We start from the raw sequence: 22,331 nt of genomic DNA, 5'->3' as shown, positions 1-22,331 counted from the left end.
GGAAAAATATTCATTATGAGCGAGCAAGATATAAAGGAAAGTGTTTCCAAAAAGGCGTTGCAACTAGGCATTAAATTGAGAATAACGAGTATTAGTGATTTTATAGACCAATGGAAACAAGACAATTATCAAATTCTACGTTTAAATTTTTTCTTTGCTGTTATGGTGTTAATCTGCTCTATAATTTCTATGATTTCAACGTTATGTGTAACGGTATTGTTGAAGAAGAAAGAGTACGGTATAAGGATTGCTTTTGGTACAACGAAGCGACAAATCATTTTTTCTCTTTGTTTTGAAATATTGATTTTAAATGTGATTGCCGGAGTAATCGCTTTTGTGTATAGCTATTTCAATTATAAGAACACAGCGATAAGCAGTTTTCAAGAAATTTATATTAAGACCCTATGTTCTACATCTTTAATAGGGCTTATTTTGCTTATACTTTTTCTTGTTGCAGTTGTTTTACTTATTCCTGTAACAATCTTAGCACGATACAATCCCGTAGAACTTATAAAGGAGGAAGATTGATGATAAAGCTAGAAAACATCTCAAAAATTTATAAATTTGATGATGTAGTCATAGAAGCATTAAAAGACGTATCTTTGACTATTGAAAAGGGTGAGTTTGTAGCAATTATGGGAGCGTCTGGTTCTGGTAAATCCACATTATTAAATATTATCGGTTGCATGGACACAGCCACTAGTGGAACATATACTCTTGATAATGATGTTATTTCTAAATTAAATTCAAACGGATTAAGCAAAATAAGAAACAGCAAGATTACATTTGTATTTCAAAACTTTGCTTTAATGGAAAAATACACAGCCTATGAAAATATAGAACTTCCGCTTGTAAATAGAAAGGTTTCCTTCGCAGAAAGGCGGAAAAGGGTTTCAGAGATTGCAAAACAGTTAGGAATTGAAGCACAGCTCGATAAACTTCCAAAGCAAATGTCAGGAGGACAGCAACAAAGAATAGCTCTTGCAAGGGCGTTAGTCAGTGGTGCAGATATTATTCTTGCTGATGAGCCAACTGGGGCATTAGACCAAAAAACAGGTATTGAGCTTATGGAACTCTTAAGAAACTTAAATAAAGATGGGAAAACTATTATTCTAGTTACACACGATCCTATTGTTGCGAGCTATGCAAAAAGAATTATTACTATATTAGACGGGAGGATTTCTCAATGAAAAAAAGACTTTTTAGTATCTTATGTATAATAGCGTTGTCATGTAGTATTTTAAATGCATGTGGTAATTCTGATGATTCATCAGAAAATCCAACTTTTTCTTATTCGATGAATTTCTATCAAGAAGAATTTGAGGAAGAATATAGTCATTATGAAAAGGAGTTAGAAGTAACAGAAGATAGTTCTGAAATTTCTATTACAGGACAAACGAGTTCAGGGAAAATTGATATTCAGATTATTAACAGAAACGGAGAAGAAGAAAAACTCTACAATTACAGTATAGAGGGCGTGGTTGATAAAAAGATAACGTTAACTGATGAACATTCTACCGAATGGACAGCCATTGTAGATTGCTATGGAGATACAGAGGGATCTTTTAAAATTTCAGTGAAATAATTTACAGTTTTTTCACAAAGATAATATGCTTACGCTGTTAGATATTGTTTATAAACCTCCATAGGAGCACGCATACCTAGATAATCATACAATACATCTTTTATTTTACGCTTACAATTAATTAGTTTTGCCACAGCCCTATTTTTTTACTTATCATTTCGAGTCTCTAATGATATAATGAATATAACGAATAAATTGAAGGAGGTTTTAGTATGACTATTGAGAAAGTTAATCAGTTATTTCAAGAATTGGAAAAATTACAAGTAAAAGCGAGTAAATTAGGCTGGGTTCAATATACTACAGGATACGATTTTGGAATTGAAGAAGCTCATAAGGAGATTATGGATTTTTTACAAGATGAAAAAAACTATGAAATAGTGTGTGAATATAAAGAAAAGGATTTAGATCCTATAAATAACAGAAGAATGGAAATAGCATATAATATATTTAAACCATATCATTTAAGTAAAGAAATAAATGAGTTAAATTTAGAAATTTCAAAAAAGACTAATGATTTATCTAGAATTTTAAATACTTTTAGATTTAATATGGATGGTAAAGAAATAACTTCAGTAGAAATTGATCAGATACTTTCTAAAGAAGAGGATAGAAAGTTTAGAAAGAAAGCATATTTTGTGAGGAATCAGATAAATGAAGCTCTAGTAGATGGAGGTTTTATTGAACTTATAAATTTACGGAAACAACTAGCTAAAGCTTGTGGTTCAGAGGATTTTGTAGAATATCAGTTGGAAAAAGATGAACTTAGTCCAGATATATTTAGTGGTTGGAAGGAAGAGTTAGAAGAATATATTGATTTATTAAATGAACGAAGAAGCCAATATGCTAATAAGTATATTCATGAAGAGGAGATGTTTCCTTGGGATGAAGAATATGTAAAATCTCAAATATCTCCTTCGTTAAATACAACTGTAGATATGTCTAACTATTATGATGCAATTAGAGACTTTTTCATAAATTTTGGGATAAATATAGATGAATATAATTTAACTTATGATATATTTCCAAGAAGAAATAAATCTGAATGGGGTTATAACTTTCCTATAGAAACTGGGAAAGATTCTAGAATACTTGCAAATGTAAAAAATCAGTATAGTGAATATAAAGTTTTATTACATGAAACAGGTCATGGAGTTCATTCTTTTTTACAAGACCCTAGTGAAATAATATTGAATAAAGGGATAAGTGGAATAATAACAGAAGGTATAGCTAATCTATTTGGTGGTTTTTTGTATGATGAACTGTTCTATAAAAATTTCTTTAGTGATGATGTGGAGGAAGAATTTAAAGAAATGGCTCAATATGAAAAGCTTAGTTATTTAAGATTTATAGGGAATATATTTTTTGACCATGCATTATATAGAAATGATATAGATTCTATAGAAGACATATATGATTTATATTTTAAAACCTATGAAGAATTATTTGGTGACAAACCATACAATGAAGCTCCTCCTTTTGGATATAGAATTCATTACACTACCCATCCTATATATATGCACAACTATTTCATGGGGGATGTAACCTGTGAAATGTTAAGAAAGGTATTTTGTAGAGATTATGGTGTTAATTCCATATCTGAAAAACCAAAGGAATTTGGGGAATTTCTAATAGAGAATGTAATCAAACCTTCAGGATTATACAAATATGAGGAATTATTTAAGCGTATAAGTGGAGAAGAATTTTCTCTAAAGTGGTACTTTTGAAACACATAAATTTGTCAATGAAATTAAAAAAACTGAGATTATTTAACGGAAATTGGGTAATAGTAATATAGCATGAAAAATAGGAGGGATATGTATGAGTCAATATCATGAACCAGTAGAATTATTAGATGAAAAGGCAATGGATATAGTAAGAGCATTAAATAGTTTAAAGGAAGAAGTAGAAGCTATAGATTGGTATAATCAAAGGGTAGTGGCAACAAATGATGAAGAATTAAAAGCTATTATGGCACATAATAGAGATGAAGAAATAGAACATGCATGTATGACATTAGAGTGGTTAAGGAGAAATATGTCAGTATGGGATGATGAGTTGAGAACTTACTTATTTACAGAAGGTCCAATTACTAGTATAGAAGAAGAAGCTATGGGTGAGGATGCAGAAAGTGAAAATACAGGAGCTAAATCTAGATTAAATGTGGGAGATTTAAAATAAGGAGGGAAAGTATGTATTATAAAGAACTTGCACCAATAACTAAAGAGGCTTGGGAAGAAATAGAAGATAGATTGATGGAAGTTTTTAAAACTTATTTATCTGCTAGAAAAGTAGTTAGAGTAGAAGGGTCTAAAGGATTAGAATACAATGTAATATCTGAAGGAAGATTAGGAGAAATAAAAGAACATGGAGATGTTCGATATGGCACCTATAATGTATTGCCATTGACAGAGGCTAGAGTAGAATTTGAAATAGACAGATGGGAACTTGATAATATTTTAAGGGGAGCAAAAGATGTAGATTATGAACCATTAGAGGAAGCAGCTAAGAAAATTGCTCTATTTGAAGAAAATGCAATATACAATGGATTGGAAGATGCACACATAAAGGGAATGATTCAAGCTGCAGAAGATGCTATTTCATTTGGAGACAATCCTAAGGAAATAATGGATTCTATTGCTACAGGATTGATAAAACTTAAAAAAGTTTATCAAGAAGGTCCCTTTAGTTTAATAGTTGGAGATGAAGCTTATAAGAGGATTATATCTGTAGAAACTGGATATCCTTTAAAAAGAAGAATAGAAGAATTAATAGGGCATAAGATTATATATAGTCATGTGTTAGATGGTGCATTATTGGTTCCTTATAACCATGAGGATTTAGAATTAACCTTAGGAGAAGATTTATCCATTGGTTATCAATATAATGATAATAAAAAAGTAAGATTTTTCATTACTGAATCCTTTACCTTTAGAGTATTAGATCCAAGCATTATAATAAAATATAATGTATAAAATAGAATATATCTAGTCATATAATTTATTTAAAAGGGCTAATTAGCCCTTTTAAATTTTTATGTTATTAATAAGATTAGACATTAAATATGTATAATTGTTCTAACAATAAAAAATACTATGATAAATGTGAATTTCATGATATAATCTATAAGGATAGTTATAAATATTTTTACATAAACAAAAATGCTGGTTAAGGGGGAAAATATCAATGAAAGTATATGAATCAGACAAAATTAGAAATTTGAGCTTGATAGGTCACAGTGGTAGTGGAAAGACAACTTTAACAGAGGCAATATTATATGTTACAGGTGTAATTAAAAGACAGGGTAAAGTGGATGATGGAAATACTGTATCTGATTTTGATAAAGAAGAAATTGCAAGGAAGGTATCAATTGGAACATCTGTAATTCCAACAGAGTGGCAGGATATAAAGTATAATTTTTTAGATACTCCTGGATATTTTGATTTTGCAGGAGAAATGTATGGTGCATTAAGGGCAAGTGAAGGGGCTATTTTATTAATAGATGCTTCTTCAGGTGTAGAAGTTGGAACTGAAAAAGCATGGAAATATACAGAAGAACATAATATTCCAAAGATGATTTTTTTAAATAAAATGGATAAGGAAAATGTTAATTTTGAAAAAAATTTAAATAATATTAAAGATTATTTTGGAGACAAAGTAATACCTTTTACATTACCTATAGGAGAAGCTGAGAATTTCAAAGGTTTTGTGAGTACAATAGATGAAATAGCTTATGAATACGATGGTAAAGACGCAAAAAAAATAGATATACCAGCAGGATTACAAGATGATATTGCTTCAATAAATGAATCGTTGATGGAAAAAGTTGCAGAAACTGATGAGGAATTGATGGAAAAATATTTTGAAGGAGAAGAATTTACAATAGATGAGATAAGAAAAGGATTAAAACTTTCAATAATGAACGGGGATTTAGTACCTTTAATAGTAGGTTCGGCAGAGAATGCCGTGGGAATAGATTATCTATTAAATGTAGCTAAAAATTATATGCCTAATCCAACAGAAGTAGGGCCTTATGTAGGTAAAAAAGGCGATGAAGAAGTAGAAAGAAAAGTAGATGTAAATGAACCATTTTCAGCTATAGTATTTAAAACAATTGTAGATCCATTCGTTGGGAAACTTTCCTTATTTAAGGTAATATCGGGGAAAATTACAAAAGATGATGAGATATACAATGCTAGTAAGGATACAACTGAAAAATTAGGGGGACTATTTGTTTTAAGAGGAAAGAATCAAATAGATGTACCTGAAATATTAGCTGGTGATATTGGTGCTACATCTAAACTTCAAATAACTCAAACAGGGGATACTATATGCAGCAAATCTGATCCAATATTATATCCAAGGATAGAATACCCACAACCAACATTATATTTTGCAGTAGAGCCTAAATCCAAAGGGGACGAAGAAAAAATAAGTTCATCTTTACGAAAACTTGTTGAAGAAGATCCTACCTTCATAATTGAAAGAAATTCGGAAACAAAACAGCTATTGATTGGCGGTCAAGGGAATATGCAATTGACAGTTATAAAGGATAAATTAAAAAATAATTTTGGAGTTGATGTGGTTTTAACTACTCCTAAAGTTGCATATAGAGAAACTATTAAAGGAACTTCTAGTGTTCAGGGGAAACATAAGAAACAATCTGGTGGTGCTGGACAATATGGAGATGTTTATATAAGATTTGAGCCGACAGAGGAAGATTTTGTATTTGAAGAAGAGGTATTTGGAGGAGCAGTACCTAAGAATTTCTTTCCAGCTGTGGAAAAAGGTTTGAGAGAATCGTTAGAAAAAGGAGTTCTTGCAGGTTATCCAGTAGTTAATGTAAAAGCTACATTATTTGATGGTTCTTATCATCCAGTAGACTCTAATGAAATGGCATTTAAAATAGCAGCATCTCTTGCATTTAAAAAAGGAATGCAAGAAGCTAATCCTGTATTATTAGAACCTATAATGCACCTAGAAATATTAGTTCCTGAAGAATATATGGGTGATGTAATGGGAGATATGAACAAACGTAGAGGTAGAATATTAGGTATGGAGCCACAACCTGACGGCTCTCAACTCATTATAGCAGAAGCCCCTCAAGCAGAATTATTTCAATATGCAATAGATTTAAGAAGTATGACTCAAGCTAGGGGAAGTTTTACTATGGAATTTGCAAGATATGAAGAAGTACCATCGGATATTGCTGAAGCTATAATAGAGGAAGCAAAAGCAGAAAAAGAATAATAAAAGACCCGAATAATTATTCGGGTCTTTTAAAATTATAAATAATAGCTATAATAATCATATGATTGTAATACTGTTTCTAAAATTATTTAGTGTTGATTTTTAAACAAAAAAAGATTATAATAATAATTGAAGGTCAAGGATAGTCAAAGTCAAAATCAAAGAGGTGAAGCCAATGACAGGAATGAGCAATTTAATAGAAAGGTTTATAAAAGAAATGTTAGAAGAAGCAGAAGATGGAATAATAGAAATAGGAAGAAATGAATTAGCTGAACAGTTTGGATGTGCTCCATCTCAGATAAATTATGTACTTACCACTAGATTTACTCCCTATAAAGGCTATTATATTGAGAGTAGGCGAGGCGGTGGTGGGTATATAAAGATAGTGAAGGTAGGAATTGAAGAAGACGAGGATATGGAGGATTTAATTGTAAATACTATAGGGAAGTCTGTAACAAAGAACAAAGCATATCATATAATAGAAGGTTTAGTAGAAGAAGGAGTGATTACTGAAAGAGAAGGATATATGATGAAAGCAGCAATAGAGGATAATGCATTGAGGAATGCAAAGATAGATAAAAATCATCTTAGAGCAGATATACTTAAAAATATGCTGCTTATTATTATGAGACAATAGGAGGCGATAAAATGCTTTGCCAAATTTGCAATAAAAGGGCTGCTACTGTACATTATACTAAAATAGTAAATGGAGAGATGGAAGAATTACATCTTTGTGAAGAATGTGCTATGTATAAAAAAGAGCTTGAATTTGATACTAATTTTTCCTTTCATAAATTATTAACTGGATTGATAGATAGCTTACAAAGTGAACCAGTAAAAGAAGAAGGGAATAATCTTATATGTCCTAACTGTAATTTGAGTTATGCTGAATTTAAGCAAATAGGAAAGTTTGGCTGCCCAGAATGTTATAGGACTTTTAAGGAGCAGTTATATCCATTATTTAAAGGAATTCATGGGCATTATGAACATGTAGGAAAGATACCAAAAGGTGTAGATAAAACTATTATAACTAAAAAAGAGATTGGAAGATTAAAAAAAGAATTGGAAAAGTTAGTAGCTAAAGAGGCATTTGAAGAAGCAGCAGTGGTAAGAGATAAAATTAATAAATTAAAAAAAGAGTTAGATGGCTAGAGAGGTGATTTATATGACTAAGTGGTTTGAAGGTTCTGGGCCAGAAGAAGATGTGGTAGTTAGCACTAGAATAAGAATTGCTAGGAACTTAGAGGGGTATAGGTTTCCTCATAGAATGAGCATAGAGGAATCTGAAAAACTAACTCAAGAAGTGTTGGATGCAATGAAAAATCTTTCAGATAAATCTAACTATAAATTTATTAGAATAAGGGATTTAAATCCAATAGAAAGAATTAGTTATATGGAAAAACATTTAATCAGTCCAGGATTAGTTCAGAAAGTTAATATGGGAAGTTTTTTGTTAAGGGATGACGAAGTAATTACTGTAATGATAAATGAAGAAGATCATTTAAGAATTCAAGTACTTTTTCCAGGATTAAATTTTGAAGAAGGCTGGGAATATAGCAATGAAATGGATAGTTTTTTAGAAGATCACTTAAACTTTGCGTTTCATGAAGAATTTGGTTATTTGACTGCTTGCCCTACAAATGTAGGTACTGGACTTAGGGCTTCTGCTATGGTTCATATTCCTTCATTAGCAATGTCAGGGCATATGGGATATTTAATTCAAGGATTGAATAAAATAGGATTGACTATAAGAGGTTTATATGGAGAAGGAACAGAAGCTTTAGGGAATTTGTATCAAATATCTAATCAAACAACCTTAGGAGAAAAAGAAGAAAAAATAATAGAAAAATTGAAAAATGTAATAATTCAAGTAATAAATAAGGAAAGAGATATGAGAGAAAGTTTATTTAACAATCAAAGATATCAATTGGAAAATATGGTATTTAGATCTTTAGGCATTTTAAAATATGCTAGACTTATATCTTCTAAAGAAGCCATGAGTCATCTATCTAATGTGAGATTAGGTATGGAAGTGGGTATAATTAAAGATATAAAATTTAGTGATATTACTGAATTAATGATAGAAATACAACCAGCTAGTATTCAAGAGAAGTTTAATATGGAGTTGGATAATGAAAGAATAGATGTAGAGAGAGCAAATATCATAAGAGAAAGATTGAAACATATAGAATAGGAGGGATAATAATATGGCTATGTTTGGAAGATTCACAGAACGAGCTCAAAAATCTATATTGCTTGCTCAAGAAGAAGCAAAAAATTTACGCCATAACTATGTAGGAACAGAGCATATATTATTGGGATTGTTAGCAGAAGGAGAAGGAATTGCAGCTACAGCTCTTAATAATATGGGAGTTACATTAGAGGCAGCTAGAAATGAAGTTATAAAAATTATTGGCAAAGGAAATTATACAGTAGATATTATGGGCTTTACTCCTAGAACTAAAAGGATATTTGAATTAAGTTTTTTGGCAGCTAGAAATCTAGGACATAATTATGTAGGGACTGAACATATATTATTAGGATTATTGGAAGAAGGGGAAGGCGTTGCTGTAGTAGTATTACAAAAACTAGGCGTAGATATAGAAAAGTTAAAACAAAATATATTTAATATGTTATCTGATAATCAACATAAGTCCACTTCTTCTCAGGAAGGAGTTAATAGCAATACACCTAATTTAGACAAGTATGGTAGAGATCTAACCCAATTAGCCAAAGAAGGTAAGATTGATCCTGTTATTGGAAGATCCAAGGAAATAGAAAGGGTAATTCAAATACTAAGTAGAAGAACTAAGAATAATCCTGTACTAATTGGTGAACCTGGAGTAGGAAAGACTGCTATAGCAGAAGGATTAGCTCAAAAGATAGTAGAAGGAGAAGTACCAGAGATAATAAAGGGCAAACGAGTAGTTACATTGGATTTACCTGCAATGCTTGCAGGAGCTAAATACAGAGGAGAATTTGAAGAAAGATTAAAAGCTGTGATTAATGAAATAAAGGAAGATGGTAATGTAATACTATTCATAGATGAACTTCATACTATAGTGGGAGCAGGTGCGGCAGAAGGTGCTATAGATGCATCAAACATACTAAAACCTGTACTTGCTAGAGGAGAATTACAAATAATAGGTGCTACTACTATAGATGAATATAGAAAGTACATTGAAAAAGATTCAGCATTGGAAAGAAGATTCCAGCCTATAATGGTAGAAGAACCCAGCGTAGAAGATTCCATAAAAATACTTGAAGGATTAAGGGATAGATATGAAGCTCATCATGGGGTAAAAATTTCTGATGAAGCTATTAAAGCGGCAGTGGAATTATCCAATAGATATATTACTGATAGATATTTACCAGATAAAGCTATAGATTTAATAGATGAGGCTTGTTCCATGGTAAGAATTAAATCTTTTGTAGCACCAGATGGTTTAAAGGATTTAGAAGAAAAATTAGAGGAACTAAATCAAGAAAAAGAAGAAGCAATAAATACTCAAAATTATGAAAAGGCAGCAAAAATAAGGGATGAAGAAAAGAAGTTAAAAGAGAAACTTGAAAAGGAAAAAACTAAATGGGAAAAAGAAAAGCAAACATCCAATATGGTAATAGGATATGATGAAATAGCTCAAGTAGTATCTAGTTGGACAGGAGTTCCTGTAAGTAAAATGACTAAAGAAGAAAGTAATAAATTGTTAAACTTAGAAGAAATACTTCATGAAAAGGTAGTAGGGCAAGACCAAGCAGTATCTTCAGTAGCTAATGCTGTTAGAAGAGCTAGGGTAGGGTTAAAGGATCCTAAAAAGCCTATAGGAACTTTTATATTTGTTGGACCAACAGGGGTTGGAAAGACTTATCTTGCTAAGGCTTTGGCTGAGGCTTTATTTGGTGATGAAGATGCTATGATAAGAATAGATATGAGTGAATATATGGAAAAACATTCTGTTTCAAGGCTTATAGGTTCACCACCAGGCTATGTAGGATATGATGAAGGAGGGCAATTGACAGAAGCAGTAAGGAAAAAGCCTTATTCGGTGATATTATTTGATGAAATAGAAAAAGCTCATCCTGATGTGTTCAATATATTATTGCAAATATTAGATGATGGAAGATTGACAGATTCTAAAGGCAGAACAGTAGACTTTAAAAATACTGTTATAATTATGACTTCAAATGTAGGAGCAACATCTATAAAGAAACAAAATGTATTAGGATTTTCTCCAGGAGATGAAGAAGAAAAAGAAGAATATGAAAAAATGAAAGAAACTATAATGGAAGAATTAAAACGAACTTTTAGACCAGAGTTTTTAAATAGGGTTGATGAAGTAATAGTATTTCATTCTTTAAAGGAAGAAGATGTTAAAGATATAGTAAATATAATGGTAAAGGATTTAGAAAAAAGGCTTAAAAAATTAAATATAAATGTAAATGTTACAGAAGACACTATAGACTATATAAGTAAAAAAGGCTTTGATCCAGAATATGGAGCTAGACCCCTTGAAAGAACTATTACAAAGATGATAGAGGACCAGCTAGCTGAAGAAATATTAAAAGGAAATGTTTCTAAAGAGGACAATATAGTTATAGATTATAAAAATGATAAGTTGACATTTGATAAAGAACCTACGAGTTAAGCTTGTAGGTTTCCACTTTATATTGGAGGTTCTATGTAATGAAAAAGAAAACCATTTTTAAATGTACTAACTGTGGATATGAAAGTATTCGGTGGATGGGACGATGTTCTGAATGTAATTCTTGGAATAGTTTTGAAGAGATTGAGATAGATACAAAGGAGAAAAAAACTAAAGGAAAACATTTAGAAAAAAGAAAAGTTACACCAGTAAAGCTTTATTCAATAGATGTGGATACAAATAAAAGAATAAGAACAAGCATGGAAGAGTTCAATAGAGTATTAGGAGGGGGAATTGTAAAGGATTCAGTAACTATACTAACCGCTAGACCAGGAGCAGGCAAATCCACTTTGCTATTAGAAATATCCAATGATGTAGCAAATAAAGGCTATAATGTACTATATGCTTCTGGAGAAGAAAGCGAAACTCAGATAAGTGATAGAGCTAATAGGATATTAAAACAAATCCCAGAAGGTATTTGGATACTATCTGATACTAGTATGAATAGTGTATTAGATGCTATTGAAAAAACTGATCCTGACTTAATTATTATAGATAGTATTCAAACTTTTTCTTTGGAAGAATTTGATTCTAGGGCAGGCTCTCCTATACAAACTATTGAATGTGCCAATGTATTGGTAGATGTAGCTAAAAACCAAAATAGACCTAGGGCAGTAATAATGGTAGGACATATGACTAAAGCTAATGAAATGGCAGGTCTTAGAACTTTAGAGCATTTGGTTGATACGGTTTTATATTTAGAAGGAGAAAGTGATGAAGAATTAAGAACATTAATGGCTACTAAAAATAGATTTGGTAGAACAGGTGAAATAGGATTGTTTTCCATGACAGAAGAAGGAATGCTGCCAATAGACAATCCTTCTGAATATTTTATAACCAAGAGGGAACAAGGAAAACTAGTGCCAGGTTCTGCATTATCGGTAATAAAAGAAGGTTCAAGGTTAATCATAGTGGAGGTAGAATCCTTGGTATCTCATTCCTTTACTCCTTATCCCTCAAGAGTTGGGGAATGTTTAAGGAGGGACCAGTTAAGTACTTTAATATCCATATTGGAACAAAGAGGGAATATGGTCTTATATGACAAAAATGTGGTTATAAAAACCACAGGAGGATTAAAATTAAGAGAACAATCTGTAAATTTAGCAGTTATAATGAGTATAGCATCTTCTGTAATAAACAAAGGTATTCCTTGTGATGTAGTATTTATTGCAGAAGTGGGGCTTACTGGAGAACTAAAAAAAGTTCCCTCTATGGAAGCTAGAATTAGAGAATTGGATAGAATGGGATTTAGAAAGGTATATATACCAAAAAATAGTTTAAGAAAAAATGTACAATTTGAAAATATTAAGGTAGTAGAATTGAATACTTTGCAGGAAGTTATAAACCATGTTTTTTACAATAAATATTAGAGATAATATAGCTTTTTGTATTAGAATGTTAAATTAATCATATAATATCTTATGAAATAGATAAACTTGGAGGGTACTATATGAACATGGATTTATATGAAACTTTGAGGATTGTTGCACCTGGCACTCCTTTAAGAGAAGGACTTGATAATATAATAAATGCAAGAATGGGAGCATTAATAGTAGTAGGAAATACAAAGGAAGTATTGGATATTGTTCATGGAGGTTTTTATATAAATTGTGAATATACTTCTTCAAATATATATGAATTGGCTAAAATGGATGGTGCTATAATACTTAGCAGTGATTTAAAGCGAATTGTATATGCTAATGCCCAACTGCTTCCTTGTCATCATATTGATTCTAAAGAAACAGGTACCCGACATAAAACTGCAGAAAGAGTAGCTAAGCAAACCAATACTTTGGTAATATCTATTTCTAAAAAAAGGAATATAATAACTCTTTATAAAGGTAACTATAAATATATATTAAAAGATATTAATGAAATATTAAATAAAACAAATCAAGCAGTTCAAACTCTAGAAAAATATAGGAAGACATTAGATCAATTTATATATACTTTAACTACTGCAGAATTTCGCAATTCTACTACCTTGTATGATGTAGTAAAAACTATACAAAAGATGGAAATGGTTTTAAGAATTGGTAAAGAAATAGATATGTATATATCCGAATTAGGTGTAGAAGGAAGATTATTAAATATGCAAGTTATTGAATTGATGGATGGTATAGAAAAAGGTAGCATAAATTTAGTTAGGGATTATGTAAAAGGCAAACAGGATTATATGCATGTATACAATAAACTTAATAATTTAAGTTCACAACAGTTATTGGATTTAAATAAAATAGCTAATATATTGGGATACGATGATGGGCTTAAGACTTTAGATATAAAAGTTAATCCAAAAGGATATAGGATACTTAATAAGCTTCCACGAATTCCTAATTATGTAATCGAAAATGTAGTAGACTCCTTTGATTCATTTCAAGATATAATTAATGCTTCAGTTAATCAGTTAAATCAAGTAGAAGGAGTAGGGCAAATCAGATCAATGAGTATTGTGGAAGGGTTAAAAAAATATAAGGAACAATTTTATTAACCCTTCCATTTTTAATCTATTTAAGGCTGAAGATGCCCAGAGTTTTTATATTATTATATTCTTTTAATATAGCATCAGAAATATCTACATCAAATGTATTGCATAATGCTGCCAAATAAAATAGGTATGCACCTATTTCTTCTTCCAATATCTCTTTGCATCCAGGACACAGCTCACCTTCTACATGGCTTTCTAGATTATTTTTAATTTCTTCTAAAGAATCTAAATTGTAGTTTTGTTTTTTTGCAGTAATCTTAATACAACCACAGGAAGTGGCAGATTTGATCACAGCTCTATTAATTCTTGCAGTATACTCCTCTAGCTTTGTAATTATATCCAAGATGCTTTTATGCCTAATAAGTACATCTTCTACTTGATTTTGAAACTCATTCATACTTAATTCATTTTTAATATTAATCATATTTTCCTTTAAATTCATTTAGTCCACCCCTGTCACATGATTATTGATTCTAATTTTATTATACTGATAGGGACAAGCATTTGTCAAATATTTCTAAAGATATATTTTTTGGAAAAAATTTAAGAAATAGTTGACAAAGTAAATCTTATTGTGGTAGAATATATTCTTTACAATCTATACATATTATTGTATAATGTATATAATAGACAGTAGTATGGATAGGAGGTTGTAATATGTTTAATATTGGAGATAAGGTGGTTTATCCTATGCATGGTGCTGGGATAATAGAAGGAATTGAGGAAAAAGAAATATTAGGAGAAAAGAGAAAATACTATATAATGAAAATGCCAATTGGAGATATGAAGGTTATGATTCCCGTAGATAATGTAGAAGAAATTGGTATTAGAGAAGTAATAGATGACGAAGATATGGAAAAAGTGTTGGAAATTCTTAAAGGAGATCAATCTAAAATGCCTCAAAATTGGAATAGACGTTATAGACTCAACATGGAAAGAATTAAAACTGGAGATATATTTGAAATTGCGGCTGTAGTAAGGAATTTAATGATTAGAGATGCAGAAAAAGGACTTTCAACGGGAGAAAGAAAAATGTTAAATAGTGCTAAACAAATGCTAATAAGCGAAATCGTATTAGCCTCTGATTATGATCCAGAAGAAACTGAAAGAATAATTGATGAAGCAGTTAATTTTGAATAAATAAAAATAATATTATTTTTTTGGTTATATTATTTATTTTTATGGTAATAAATATAGTATAGGAGGTGAACTGATGATTGATAAAATATTAAGAGGAGCAATTAGTTTAATAGGTTTGCTAATTGGAATAGGTATAGTTACTGGATTTAAAGCTTTAGGAATATTAAATTTACCAAGTAAGGGTTGGATAAGTTTAGTAATCTATGCAGTTGTGGGCATAACATTTGGAATTATTTTTTTCTTATTGGCTCCAAAATTTATAAAAGGTGGTAGAAAATCTATTCAATTTTTTGAAGCAGAGCTTCAGAAAATGCCAGCTTATGAAATTGCATTGGGATCTATTGGATTAATAGTTGGGTTGATTATTGCTTATCTTTTAAGTCAACCATTTTATAATTTGGGCATTCCGTATCTAGGAGTCATAATATCAATTTTTCTTTATGCAATATTTGGTTATCTTGGAATAAAAGTTCCTACTAGAAAAAAAGAGGATTTTACTAATGCTATTGGGAATTTCAAAAAAAATAATAAAGATAGAGTAAAAACTAATTATAGATCTTGTCCTAAAATATTGGATACTAGTGTAATAATTGATGGCAGAATTGCCGATATATGCAGAACTGGATTTATAGAAGGACCATTGATAATACCAGAATTTGTTTTAGAAGAATTACAGCATATTGCAGATTCATCTGATGCACTTAAAAGGAATAGAGGAAGAAGAGGATTAGATATATTAAATAAAATTCAAAAAGAATTAGACATTGAGGTTATAATTCATGATAAAAAATTTGAAGAAGAAAAAGAAGTGGATACAAAATTATTGAAGCTTACTCAAATGCTTAAGGGGAAAATAATTACTAATGATTATAATTTAAATAAAGTGGCAGAAGTTCAAGGCATAGAAGTGTTGAATATCAATGAATTAGCTAATGCAGTTAAACCTATAGTGTTGCCTGGTGAGGAAATGGTAGTGCAAGTAATAAAAGATGGTAAAGAGTCTGGTCAAGGATTAGCTTATTTAGATGATGGGACTATGATAGTTGTTGAAAGTGGGAAAAAACATATTGGTGAAACTATAGATGTTTTAGTAACTAGTGTATTACAAACTTCAGCTGGAAGAATGATTTTTGCAAAGCCAAAGACTATGGCGGATAGAGCAGTTTAGGGTCAAGTAATTTGACCCTAATATTTTTGTGTGTTTTTGTGTATTATAAAAAAATTTTATAATTTATTTTTATATGCTATAATAAACAAGAGGTGAATTCAATGTATAGAAATCAATATATTTCAGCTATAATTGCAGCAGCTGGAATGAGTAATAGAATGGGAAGCAATATAAATAAACAGTTTATATTTGTAGATAATAAGCCTATACTTGCTCATACTATAGAAAAATTTGAAAAATGTAAATATGTAGATGAAATAATAGTAGTAGCTAGGGAAGATGAAATTGAATATTGTAGGGAAGAAATAGTAAGAAGATATAATTTTAATAAAGTAACTAAAATAGTTAGAGGCGGAAAAGAAAGACAAGACTCAGTATATAATGGTTTATTAGCTCTTGATGAGAAATGTGATATAGTTTTATCTCATGATGGTGCAAGACCCTTTGTAAAGATCGAAAATATTATAGACAGTATAAAGGCTACTTTTGAGCATGGTGCTTGTGTGGTAGGAGTGCCTGTTAAGGATACTATAAAGGTAGTAGGGAACAAAGGCAATGTAACAAATACTCCTAATAGAGATTTGTTGTGGGCAGCTCAGACACCTCAGTGTTTTAAAAAGCCTATAATAATGGAAGGTTATAAAAAGGCTATAGAAGGTGGATTTATGGGTACTGATGATGCTGGTTTAGTAGAAAGATTAGGCATAGAAGTGAAGATGATAATGGGTAGTTATGAGAATATAAAAATAACCACCCCTGAAGATCTTATAATAGCCGAATCTTTATTAAAGGATAGAAGCACTATATTTAATAGAATAGAGTTTGCGTTTCAAGGGAGATAGAGATAAAAGATGAGAATAGGAATAGGATATGATGTTCATAAATTAGTTAAGGACAGGAAACTAATCATAGGGGGAGTGGATATCCCTTATGAAAAAGGACTTTTAGGTCATTCTGATGCAGATGTATTGATTCATGCCATTATGGATAGTATATTAGGAGCTTTAGGACAAGGGGACATAGGAAAACATTTTCCAGATACTGATGATGCATATAAAGATATTTCAAGCATAGTATTATTAGAGAAGGTTTATGAAATTCTTTTAAAATCTAAGTACAAAGTTGGAAATATAGATTGTGTAATAGTAGCTCAAAAACCTAAGATGGAATCTTATATAGAAGCAATGAAAAACAATATTTCTGAAATTTTAAATATATCCTCTAAAAATATAAATATAAAAGCTACTACAACAGAACAATTAGGTTTTGAAGGAAGAGAAGAAGGTATCTCTGCTTATAGCGTGTGCTTATTATTTGAAAAATAAAAATTAGAGAAAGAATAATTTTTAACTTGTACTTGAATTTCACTTATGATATACTGTATGAACGAAGGATTTACAAGTTCATTATGAATATGCTTAGATAGAAAATAGTAGATATTAATGGTCTAAAGAGAGGAAATCATTTGGTGGAAGATTTCTGACCTTCTTAATATTGAACCCCTTCTAGAGCATTTAAGCTGAATTTAGTAGGCTTAAACGTTAGTCCCGTTAAGACTTCGAGTGGGCATGTATTTAAGCCTATTAGAGTGGTACCGCGAAAACTTACCTTTCGTCTCTATATTAATGGAGATGAAAGGTTTTTTTATTTAAATTTTAAAAAAACAATACTGTTGTAATTAAAAATGAGGAGGAGAATATTATATGAGAATGTCGAAACTATATATGCCAACTTTAAGGGAAGCACCTTCAGAAGCGGAAATTCCTAGTCATCAATTATTGGTAAGGGGAGGAATGATACGTAAATTAGTATCTGGTATATATTCCTATCTTCCCCTTGGATATAGGGTGATTAGAAAAATTGAAAATATAGTAAGAGAAGAAATGGATAATGCTGGTTCCCAAGAATTATTAATGTCAGCTATTCAGCCAAAGGAACTTTGGGAAGCTAGTGGAAGATGGGGAAATTATGGGCCAGAGATGTTTAAACTTAAAGATAGACATATGAGAGAATTTTGTCTAGGACCAACCCATGAAGAATATTTTACATTTGTTATAAGAGATGAAATAAAATCTTACAAGCAATTGCCTTTAAACCTATATCAAATTCAAACTAAGTATAGAGATGAAAAAAGACCACGATTTGGTCTTATAAGGGCAAGGGAATTTATTATGAAAGATGCTTATAGTTTTGATAGGGATATAGAAGGAATGAAAAAGTCTTATAAACAGATGTGGGAAGCTTATGATAAGATATTTACTAGGTTAAAAATAAAATATAAGGTGGTAGAAGGAGATTCAGGTGCTATGGGAGGCAATCAATCCCATGAATTTATGGCTATGTCAGAAGTTGGTGAAAGTTTAGTAGCTTATTGTAATAATTGTGATTATGCTGCAACTGATGAAAAAGCTAAAGTGGTATACCATGTGGAGAAAACAGATGAAGAGATGAAGGAGATAGAAAAGGTATATACTCCTGATGTTACCACTATTGATGATTTGGTAGAGTTTTTCAATATAGATGATAATAAATTTGGGAAGGCACTAGTGTATAAAGTTTCTGGTGAACCGGTAATAGCAATTATTCCAGGAAACAGGGAGCTAAATGAAACTAAATTATGCAACTATCTAAAGGTTCCAGAACATGAATTGGAATTGGCAGATGAGGAAACCATAAAGAAAATTACTGGAGCAGACAAGGGATTTACTGGACCAATAGGTTTAAAAGAAAATGTAAAGATATTGGTAGATTCTAGAATTACCCAGATGAAGAATATAGTAGTAGGAGGAAATGAAACCAATTATCATTTAATAAATGTTAATTATGGTAGGGATTTTACTGGAGAAGTAGTGGAGGACTTGCTTTTGATAGCTGAAGGGGATATATGTCCTAAATGTGGCAAATCCATACTATTGGATAGAGGGATTGAAGTAGGAAATATATTTCAACTAGGCACTAAGTATAGTGAAAGTTTAAAAGCTACTTATTTAGATGAAAGTGGTAAAGAAAAACCAATTGTAATGGGTTCCTATGGAGTAGGAGTATCTAGAACTATGGCAGCTATAGTTGAGCAGTACCATGATGAAAATGGTATCATATGGCCATTGGTAGTGGCCCCTTATCATGTTATAATTACCATCATAAATGTTAAAAACCAAGAGCAAAGGGAATTAGGAGAAAAATTATATGATCAATTGACTAAAAGGGGATTGGAAGTACTATTGGATGATAGAAATGAAAGAGCAGGAGTTAAATTTAATGACAGGGATTTAATTGGGATACCCATTAGGATAACAGTAGGTAAAAGAGCCAATGAAAATGTAGTAGAATATTCCTTGAGGAAAGATGGGAGAAATGAAAATATATTAGCAGAAGATGTTATGAGTAAAATAGAAGAGCAATTTAAAAAAGAAGGATTAAAGTTATAAAGGGCTAGTACTCTAGTCCTTTATTTATCTAACATCATTTTTAGATATTAGCTTGTATTATTTAAATTTATAAGGTATTCTATCTAAAGAAGCATTAAAAAAATAGGGGGGGGATATTAATGAAGACTAGGATAATATCTATAATTTTGATAAGCATTTTGATTATTTCTAGTATAGCATTTGCAGATGCAGAGACCCATCAGATAGTTGTAAGTTTAGGAAAGGATTTAACTCAAGAACAGCGAAAACAAATGTTAGACCAATTTGGTGTAGATGAAAGTGTAAAAATAATAGAAGTTACAAATGAAGAAGAAAGGGAATATTTAGGAGAATATATTGATGAAAAGATTATTGGTACTAGAGCTATATCTTGTGTATATGTAGAAAAACTTCCAGAAGGGGAAGGTATATCTGTAGAGTCCAATAATATTACTTGGGTTACTAATGATATGTATAGGAATGCATTAGTAACAGCAGGAGTCAAGGATGCAAAAATCAAAGTATCTAGTCCTTTCCCAGTATCAGGAACTGCAGCACTAACAGGAATTCTTAAAGCTTTTGAAGATTTGACAGGGAAAGAAATTACAGAAATAGAAAAAAAGGTAGCTAGTGAAGAAATAGCTAAAACTGCTAAGTTAGGTAATGAAATAGGTCGAGAGAAAGCTGAAGATTTAATAAGCAGTATAAAGATATATATAATAAATAACAATATAAAAAGCAAAAGATCTATAAAGGAAGTTACAGAGGAAATAGCGGAGGAGCTAGGAATAGAACTAACAGAAGAACAAATAGATGAAATAGTATCTTTAATGAAAAGAATATCTAAATTGGACTTAGATATTGATGAAATAAAAGAACAGCTTAAAGATTTATCAGGTAAAATAGATGAGGTTTTAGAGCAAAATATAGAAATTAGGTCCTTTTTAGAAAGAATATTAGATGCAATAGTTGGATTTTTTAATCGATTATTTGGATAATATAATTTATAATATAGAAACAATCAAACAAGGGGAGGTTATAGATTTGGAAGAAGTTAGAGTTAGATTTGCACCAAGTCCTACAGGTTATCTTCATATAGGTGGACTTAGGACTGCTTTATATAATTATTTATTTGCAAGGCATAATAATGGTAAATTTGTATTAAGAATTGAAGATACTGACAGAACTAGATATGTAGAAGGAGCTATTGAAAATCTAATAGAAGCTCTAAATTGGGCGGGTATTGAATATGATGAAGGTGTATTTTTAGAAGATGGGAAAATAGTTCAGAGAGGCCCTTATGGTCCTTATATTCAATCAGAAAGATTGGATATATATAAAAAATATGTAGATGAATTAATAGAAAAAGGGCATGCTTATTATTGTTTTTGTTCCAAAGAGAGATTGGATAAAGTTCGAGAAGAACAAAAGATAAAAGGATTAATTCCTAAATATGACGGATTTTGTAGAAACTTAAGCATTGAGGAAGCAAAAAAAAGAATAGCAAATGGGGAAGAGTATGTAGTTCGATTGAAATTGCCTCATAACAAGGATATACAATTTCATGATTTGGTAAGAGGGGATATAGTTATAAATACTGACGATATGGATGATCAAGTATTGTTAAAATCAGATGGATATCCTACTTACCATTTAGCTGTAGTAGTAGATGATCATCTTATGAAGATTACCCATATAATAAGAGGGGAAGAATGGTTGCCATCAACTCCAAAACATGTATATTTATATGAAGTATTTGGATGGGAAAAACCTACTTATGTTCATTTGCCTACAGTTCTTAATAAGGATAGAAAGAAACTAAGTAAACGTCACGGGGATGTTGCAGTAGAGGACTTTAGAGCTAAAGGATATTTACCAGAAGGATTAGTAAATTATTTGGCTTTAGTAGGCTGGAGCCCAGAAAGTAATGAAGAAATATTTGATATGGAAGGATTGATAAAGGAATTTTCTTTTGATAGGGTAGCCAAAACAGGAGGTATATTTGATAAAGATAAATTAGATTGGGTAAATGCTCATCATATAAGAAGATATGATTTGGATAAATTAACAAAGCTAGCTATTCCTTATTTAATAGAAGCAGGTTATATAGATGAAAAATTTGCAGAAGAAAATTTTGACTGGCTTAAAATTTTAGTTGATACAGTAAGGGAAGGAGTGGCAACTGTAGCAGAAATAGTAGATAAAGTTGATATATTTTTTAAAGATGAAGTTCAATTGGAAAGTGATGAAGCATTAGAAGTATTAAGGCAGGAACAAGTACCAACCCTTCTAAATGCTATTGAAGAAGAATTAGCTACAATAGATGAATTAGATGAAGAGTATGCTCGAGGATTTATGAAAAAGATACAGAAGAAAACAGGTATAAAGGGGAAAAATTTGTTTATGCCTGTAAGAATTGCTTTAACAGGGAATACTCATGGACCAGAGCTTGTAAATATTTTGTATCTTTTGGGGAAACAAGGGATACTAGATCGAATATCCTATACAAAGGAGCACTACTTAAAAGGTTAGATTAATTTTAAGTTAATTTAACATTATGTTAATATGAGGTTTATTTAATACTAAAATAAAT

21 protein-coding genes and 1 other annotated feature are annotated in these 22,331 nt (G+C 30.7%); of the genes, 20 read left to right on the top strand and 1 reads right to left on the bottom strand.

What is annotated here, in order from left to right; genetic code table 11:
* Positions 1-15 precede the first annotated feature (15 nt).
* The 13 genes from JL105_RS09725 (at position 16) to disA (ending at position 14,026) form a co-directional block, all read left to right on the top strand.
* Positions 16-528, top strand: coding sequence for an FtsX-like permease family protein (locus JL105_RS09725; RefSeq protein ID WP_132028404.1), 513 nt, complete (start codon positions 16-18; stop codon positions 526-528).
* A complete protein-coding gene (locus tag JL105_RS09720; protein ID WP_132028407.1) occupies positions 528-1,190 on the top strand; it encodes an ABC transporter ATP-binding protein in 663 nt (220 codons plus the stop codon). Before JL105_RS09725 ends, JL105_RS09720 begins: the two co-directional genes overlap by 1 nt.
* Positions 1,187-1,585: a hypothetical protein gene (locus JL105_RS09715; RefSeq protein WP_202690506.1), complete on the top strand. Its 399-nt coding sequence runs from the start codon at positions 1,187-1,189 to the stop codon at positions 1,583-1,585. The genes JL105_RS09720 and JL105_RS09715 overlap by 4 nt, the downstream gene beginning before the upstream one ends.
* Positions 1,586-1,797: 212 nt before the next feature.
* Entirely contained in the window at positions 1,798-3,309 is a 1,512-nt protein-coding gene (locus tag JL105_RS09710) for a gluzincin family metallopeptidase (RefSeq protein ID WP_132028415.1), read from the top strand.
* 94 nt (positions 3,310-3,403) lie between these two features.
* The gene (locus tag JL105_RS09705; RefSeq protein WP_132028418.1) at positions 3,404-3,763 is read left to right on the top strand and encodes an encapsulin-associated ferritin-like protein; all 360 of its coding nucleotides are present in this window, start codon (positions 3,404-3,406) and stop codon (positions 3,761-3,763) included.
* An 11-nt stretch (positions 3,764-3,774) separates the two neighbouring features.
* The gene (locus tag JL105_RS09700) at positions 3,775-4,557 is read left to right on the top strand and encodes a family 1 encapsulin nanocompartment shell protein (RefSeq protein WP_132028421.1); all 783 of its coding nucleotides are present in this window, start codon (positions 3,775-3,777) and stop codon (positions 4,555-4,557) included.
* A 211-nt stretch (positions 4,558-4,768) separates the two neighbouring features.
* Positions 4,769-6,832 carry an elongation factor G gene (fusA, locus tag JL105_RS09695; RefSeq protein WP_132028424.1) on the top strand — a complete coding sequence of 688 codons (2,064 nt, stop codon included), beginning with the start codon at positions 4,769-4,771 and terminating at the stop codon, positions 6,830-6,832.
* Between the two features lie 175 nt (positions 6,833-7,007).
* Positions 7,008-7,469 (top strand): CtsR family transcriptional regulator, encoded by a 462-nt coding sequence (locus tag JL105_RS09690; RefSeq protein ID WP_132028427.1) that lies wholly within the window; start codon positions 7,008-7,010, stop codon positions 7,467-7,469.
* An 11-nt stretch (positions 7,470-7,480) separates the two neighbouring features.
* Entirely contained in the window at positions 7,481-7,984 is a 504-nt protein-coding gene (locus JL105_RS09685; RefSeq protein ID WP_132028430.1) for a UvrB/UvrC motif-containing protein, read from the top strand.
* 13 nt (positions 7,985-7,997) lie between these two features.
* Positions 7,998-9,026, top strand: coding sequence for a protein arginine kinase (locus JL105_RS09680; RefSeq protein ID WP_132028433.1), 1,029 nt, complete (start codon positions 7,998-8,000; stop codon positions 9,024-9,026).
* A gap of 13 nt (positions 9,027-9,039) precedes the next feature.
* On the top strand, positions 9,040-11,478 hold the full coding sequence (locus JL105_RS09675) for an ATP-dependent Clp protease ATP-binding subunit (RefSeq protein WP_132028436.1): 2,439 nt from the start codon (positions 9,040-9,042) through the stop codon (positions 11,476-11,478).
* Positions 11,479-11,516: 38 nt separating this feature from the next.
* A complete protein-coding gene (radA, locus tag JL105_RS09670; RefSeq protein ID WP_132028439.1) occupies positions 11,517-12,905 on the top strand; it encodes a DNA repair protein RadA in 1,389 nt (462 codons plus the stop codon).
* An 80-nt stretch (positions 12,906-12,985) separates the two neighbouring features.
* Positions 12,986-14,026, top strand: a complete 1,041-nt coding sequence (gene disA / locus JL105_RS09665; protein ID WP_132028442.1) for a DNA integrity scanning diadenylate cyclase DisA — start codon at positions 12,986-12,988, stop codon at positions 14,024-14,026.
* Positions 14,027-14,042: 16 nt separating this feature from the next.
* Here the strand turns inward: disA and JL105_RS09660 are convergent, their stop codons facing one another.
* On the bottom strand, positions 14,043-14,465 hold the full coding sequence (locus JL105_RS09660) for a nucleoside triphosphate pyrophosphohydrolase family protein (RefSeq protein WP_202690505.1): 423 nt from the start codon (positions 14,463-14,465) through the stop codon (positions 14,043-14,045).
* A gap of 215 nt (positions 14,466-14,680) precedes the next feature.
* Between JL105_RS09660 and JL105_RS09655 the strand changes: the two genes are divergently transcribed.
* The 7 genes from JL105_RS09655 (at position 14,681) to gltX (ending at position 22,270) form a co-directional block, all read left to right on the top strand.
* Positions 14,681-15,163, top strand: a complete 483-nt coding sequence (locus JL105_RS09655; RefSeq protein WP_132028445.1) for a CarD family transcriptional regulator — start codon at positions 14,681-14,683, stop codon at positions 15,161-15,163.
* 73 nt (positions 15,164-15,236) lie between these two features.
* Positions 15,237-16,331 carry a PIN/TRAM domain-containing protein gene (locus JL105_RS09650; protein ID WP_132028448.1) on the top strand — a complete coding sequence of 365 codons (1,095 nt, stop codon included), beginning with the start codon at positions 15,237-15,239 and terminating at the stop codon, positions 16,329-16,331.
* 101 nt (positions 16,332-16,432) lie between these two features.
* Positions 16,433-17,173, top strand: coding sequence for a 2-C-methyl-D-erythritol 4-phosphate cytidylyltransferase (ispD, locus tag JL105_RS09645; protein WP_132028451.1), 741 nt, complete (start codon positions 16,433-16,435; stop codon positions 17,171-17,173).
* A 9-nt stretch (positions 17,174-17,182) separates the two neighbouring features.
* Positions 17,183-17,656 carry a 2-C-methyl-D-erythritol 2,4-cyclodiphosphate synthase gene (gene ispF / locus JL105_RS09640; RefSeq protein WP_132028454.1) on the top strand — a complete coding sequence of 158 codons (474 nt, stop codon included), beginning with the start codon at positions 17,183-17,185 and terminating at the stop codon, positions 17,654-17,656.
* An 85-nt stretch (positions 17,657-17,741) separates the two neighbouring features.
* Positions 17,742-17,953, top strand: a binding site (T-box leader).
* Between the two features lie 81 nt (positions 17,954-18,034).
* Complete coding sequence (locus JL105_RS09635) at positions 18,035-19,759, top strand: proline--tRNA ligase (protein WP_132028457.1); 1,725 nt, start codon at positions 18,035-18,037, stop codon at positions 19,757-19,759.
* A 119-nt stretch (positions 19,760-19,878) separates the two neighbouring features.
* The gene (locus JL105_RS09630) at positions 19,879-20,736 is read left to right on the top strand and encodes a DUF1002 domain-containing protein (protein WP_132028460.1); all 858 of its coding nucleotides are present in this window, start codon (positions 19,879-19,881) and stop codon (positions 20,734-20,736) included.
* A 46-nt stretch (positions 20,737-20,782) separates the two neighbouring features.
* A complete protein-coding gene (gene gltX, locus JL105_RS09625; RefSeq protein WP_132028463.1) occupies positions 20,783-22,270 on the top strand; it encodes a glutamate--tRNA ligase in 1,488 nt (495 codons plus the stop codon).
* Positions 22,271-22,331: the final 61 nt, after the last annotated feature.

Origin of the sequence: Keratinibaculum paraultunense (genome assembly GCF_016767175.1) — a bacterium.
Taxonomy (GTDB): Bacteria; Bacillota; Clostridia; order Tissierellales; family Tepidimicrobiaceae; genus Keratinibaculum; species Keratinibaculum paraultunense.
This window is presented reverse-complemented; position numbering and strand designations above follow the sequence as displayed.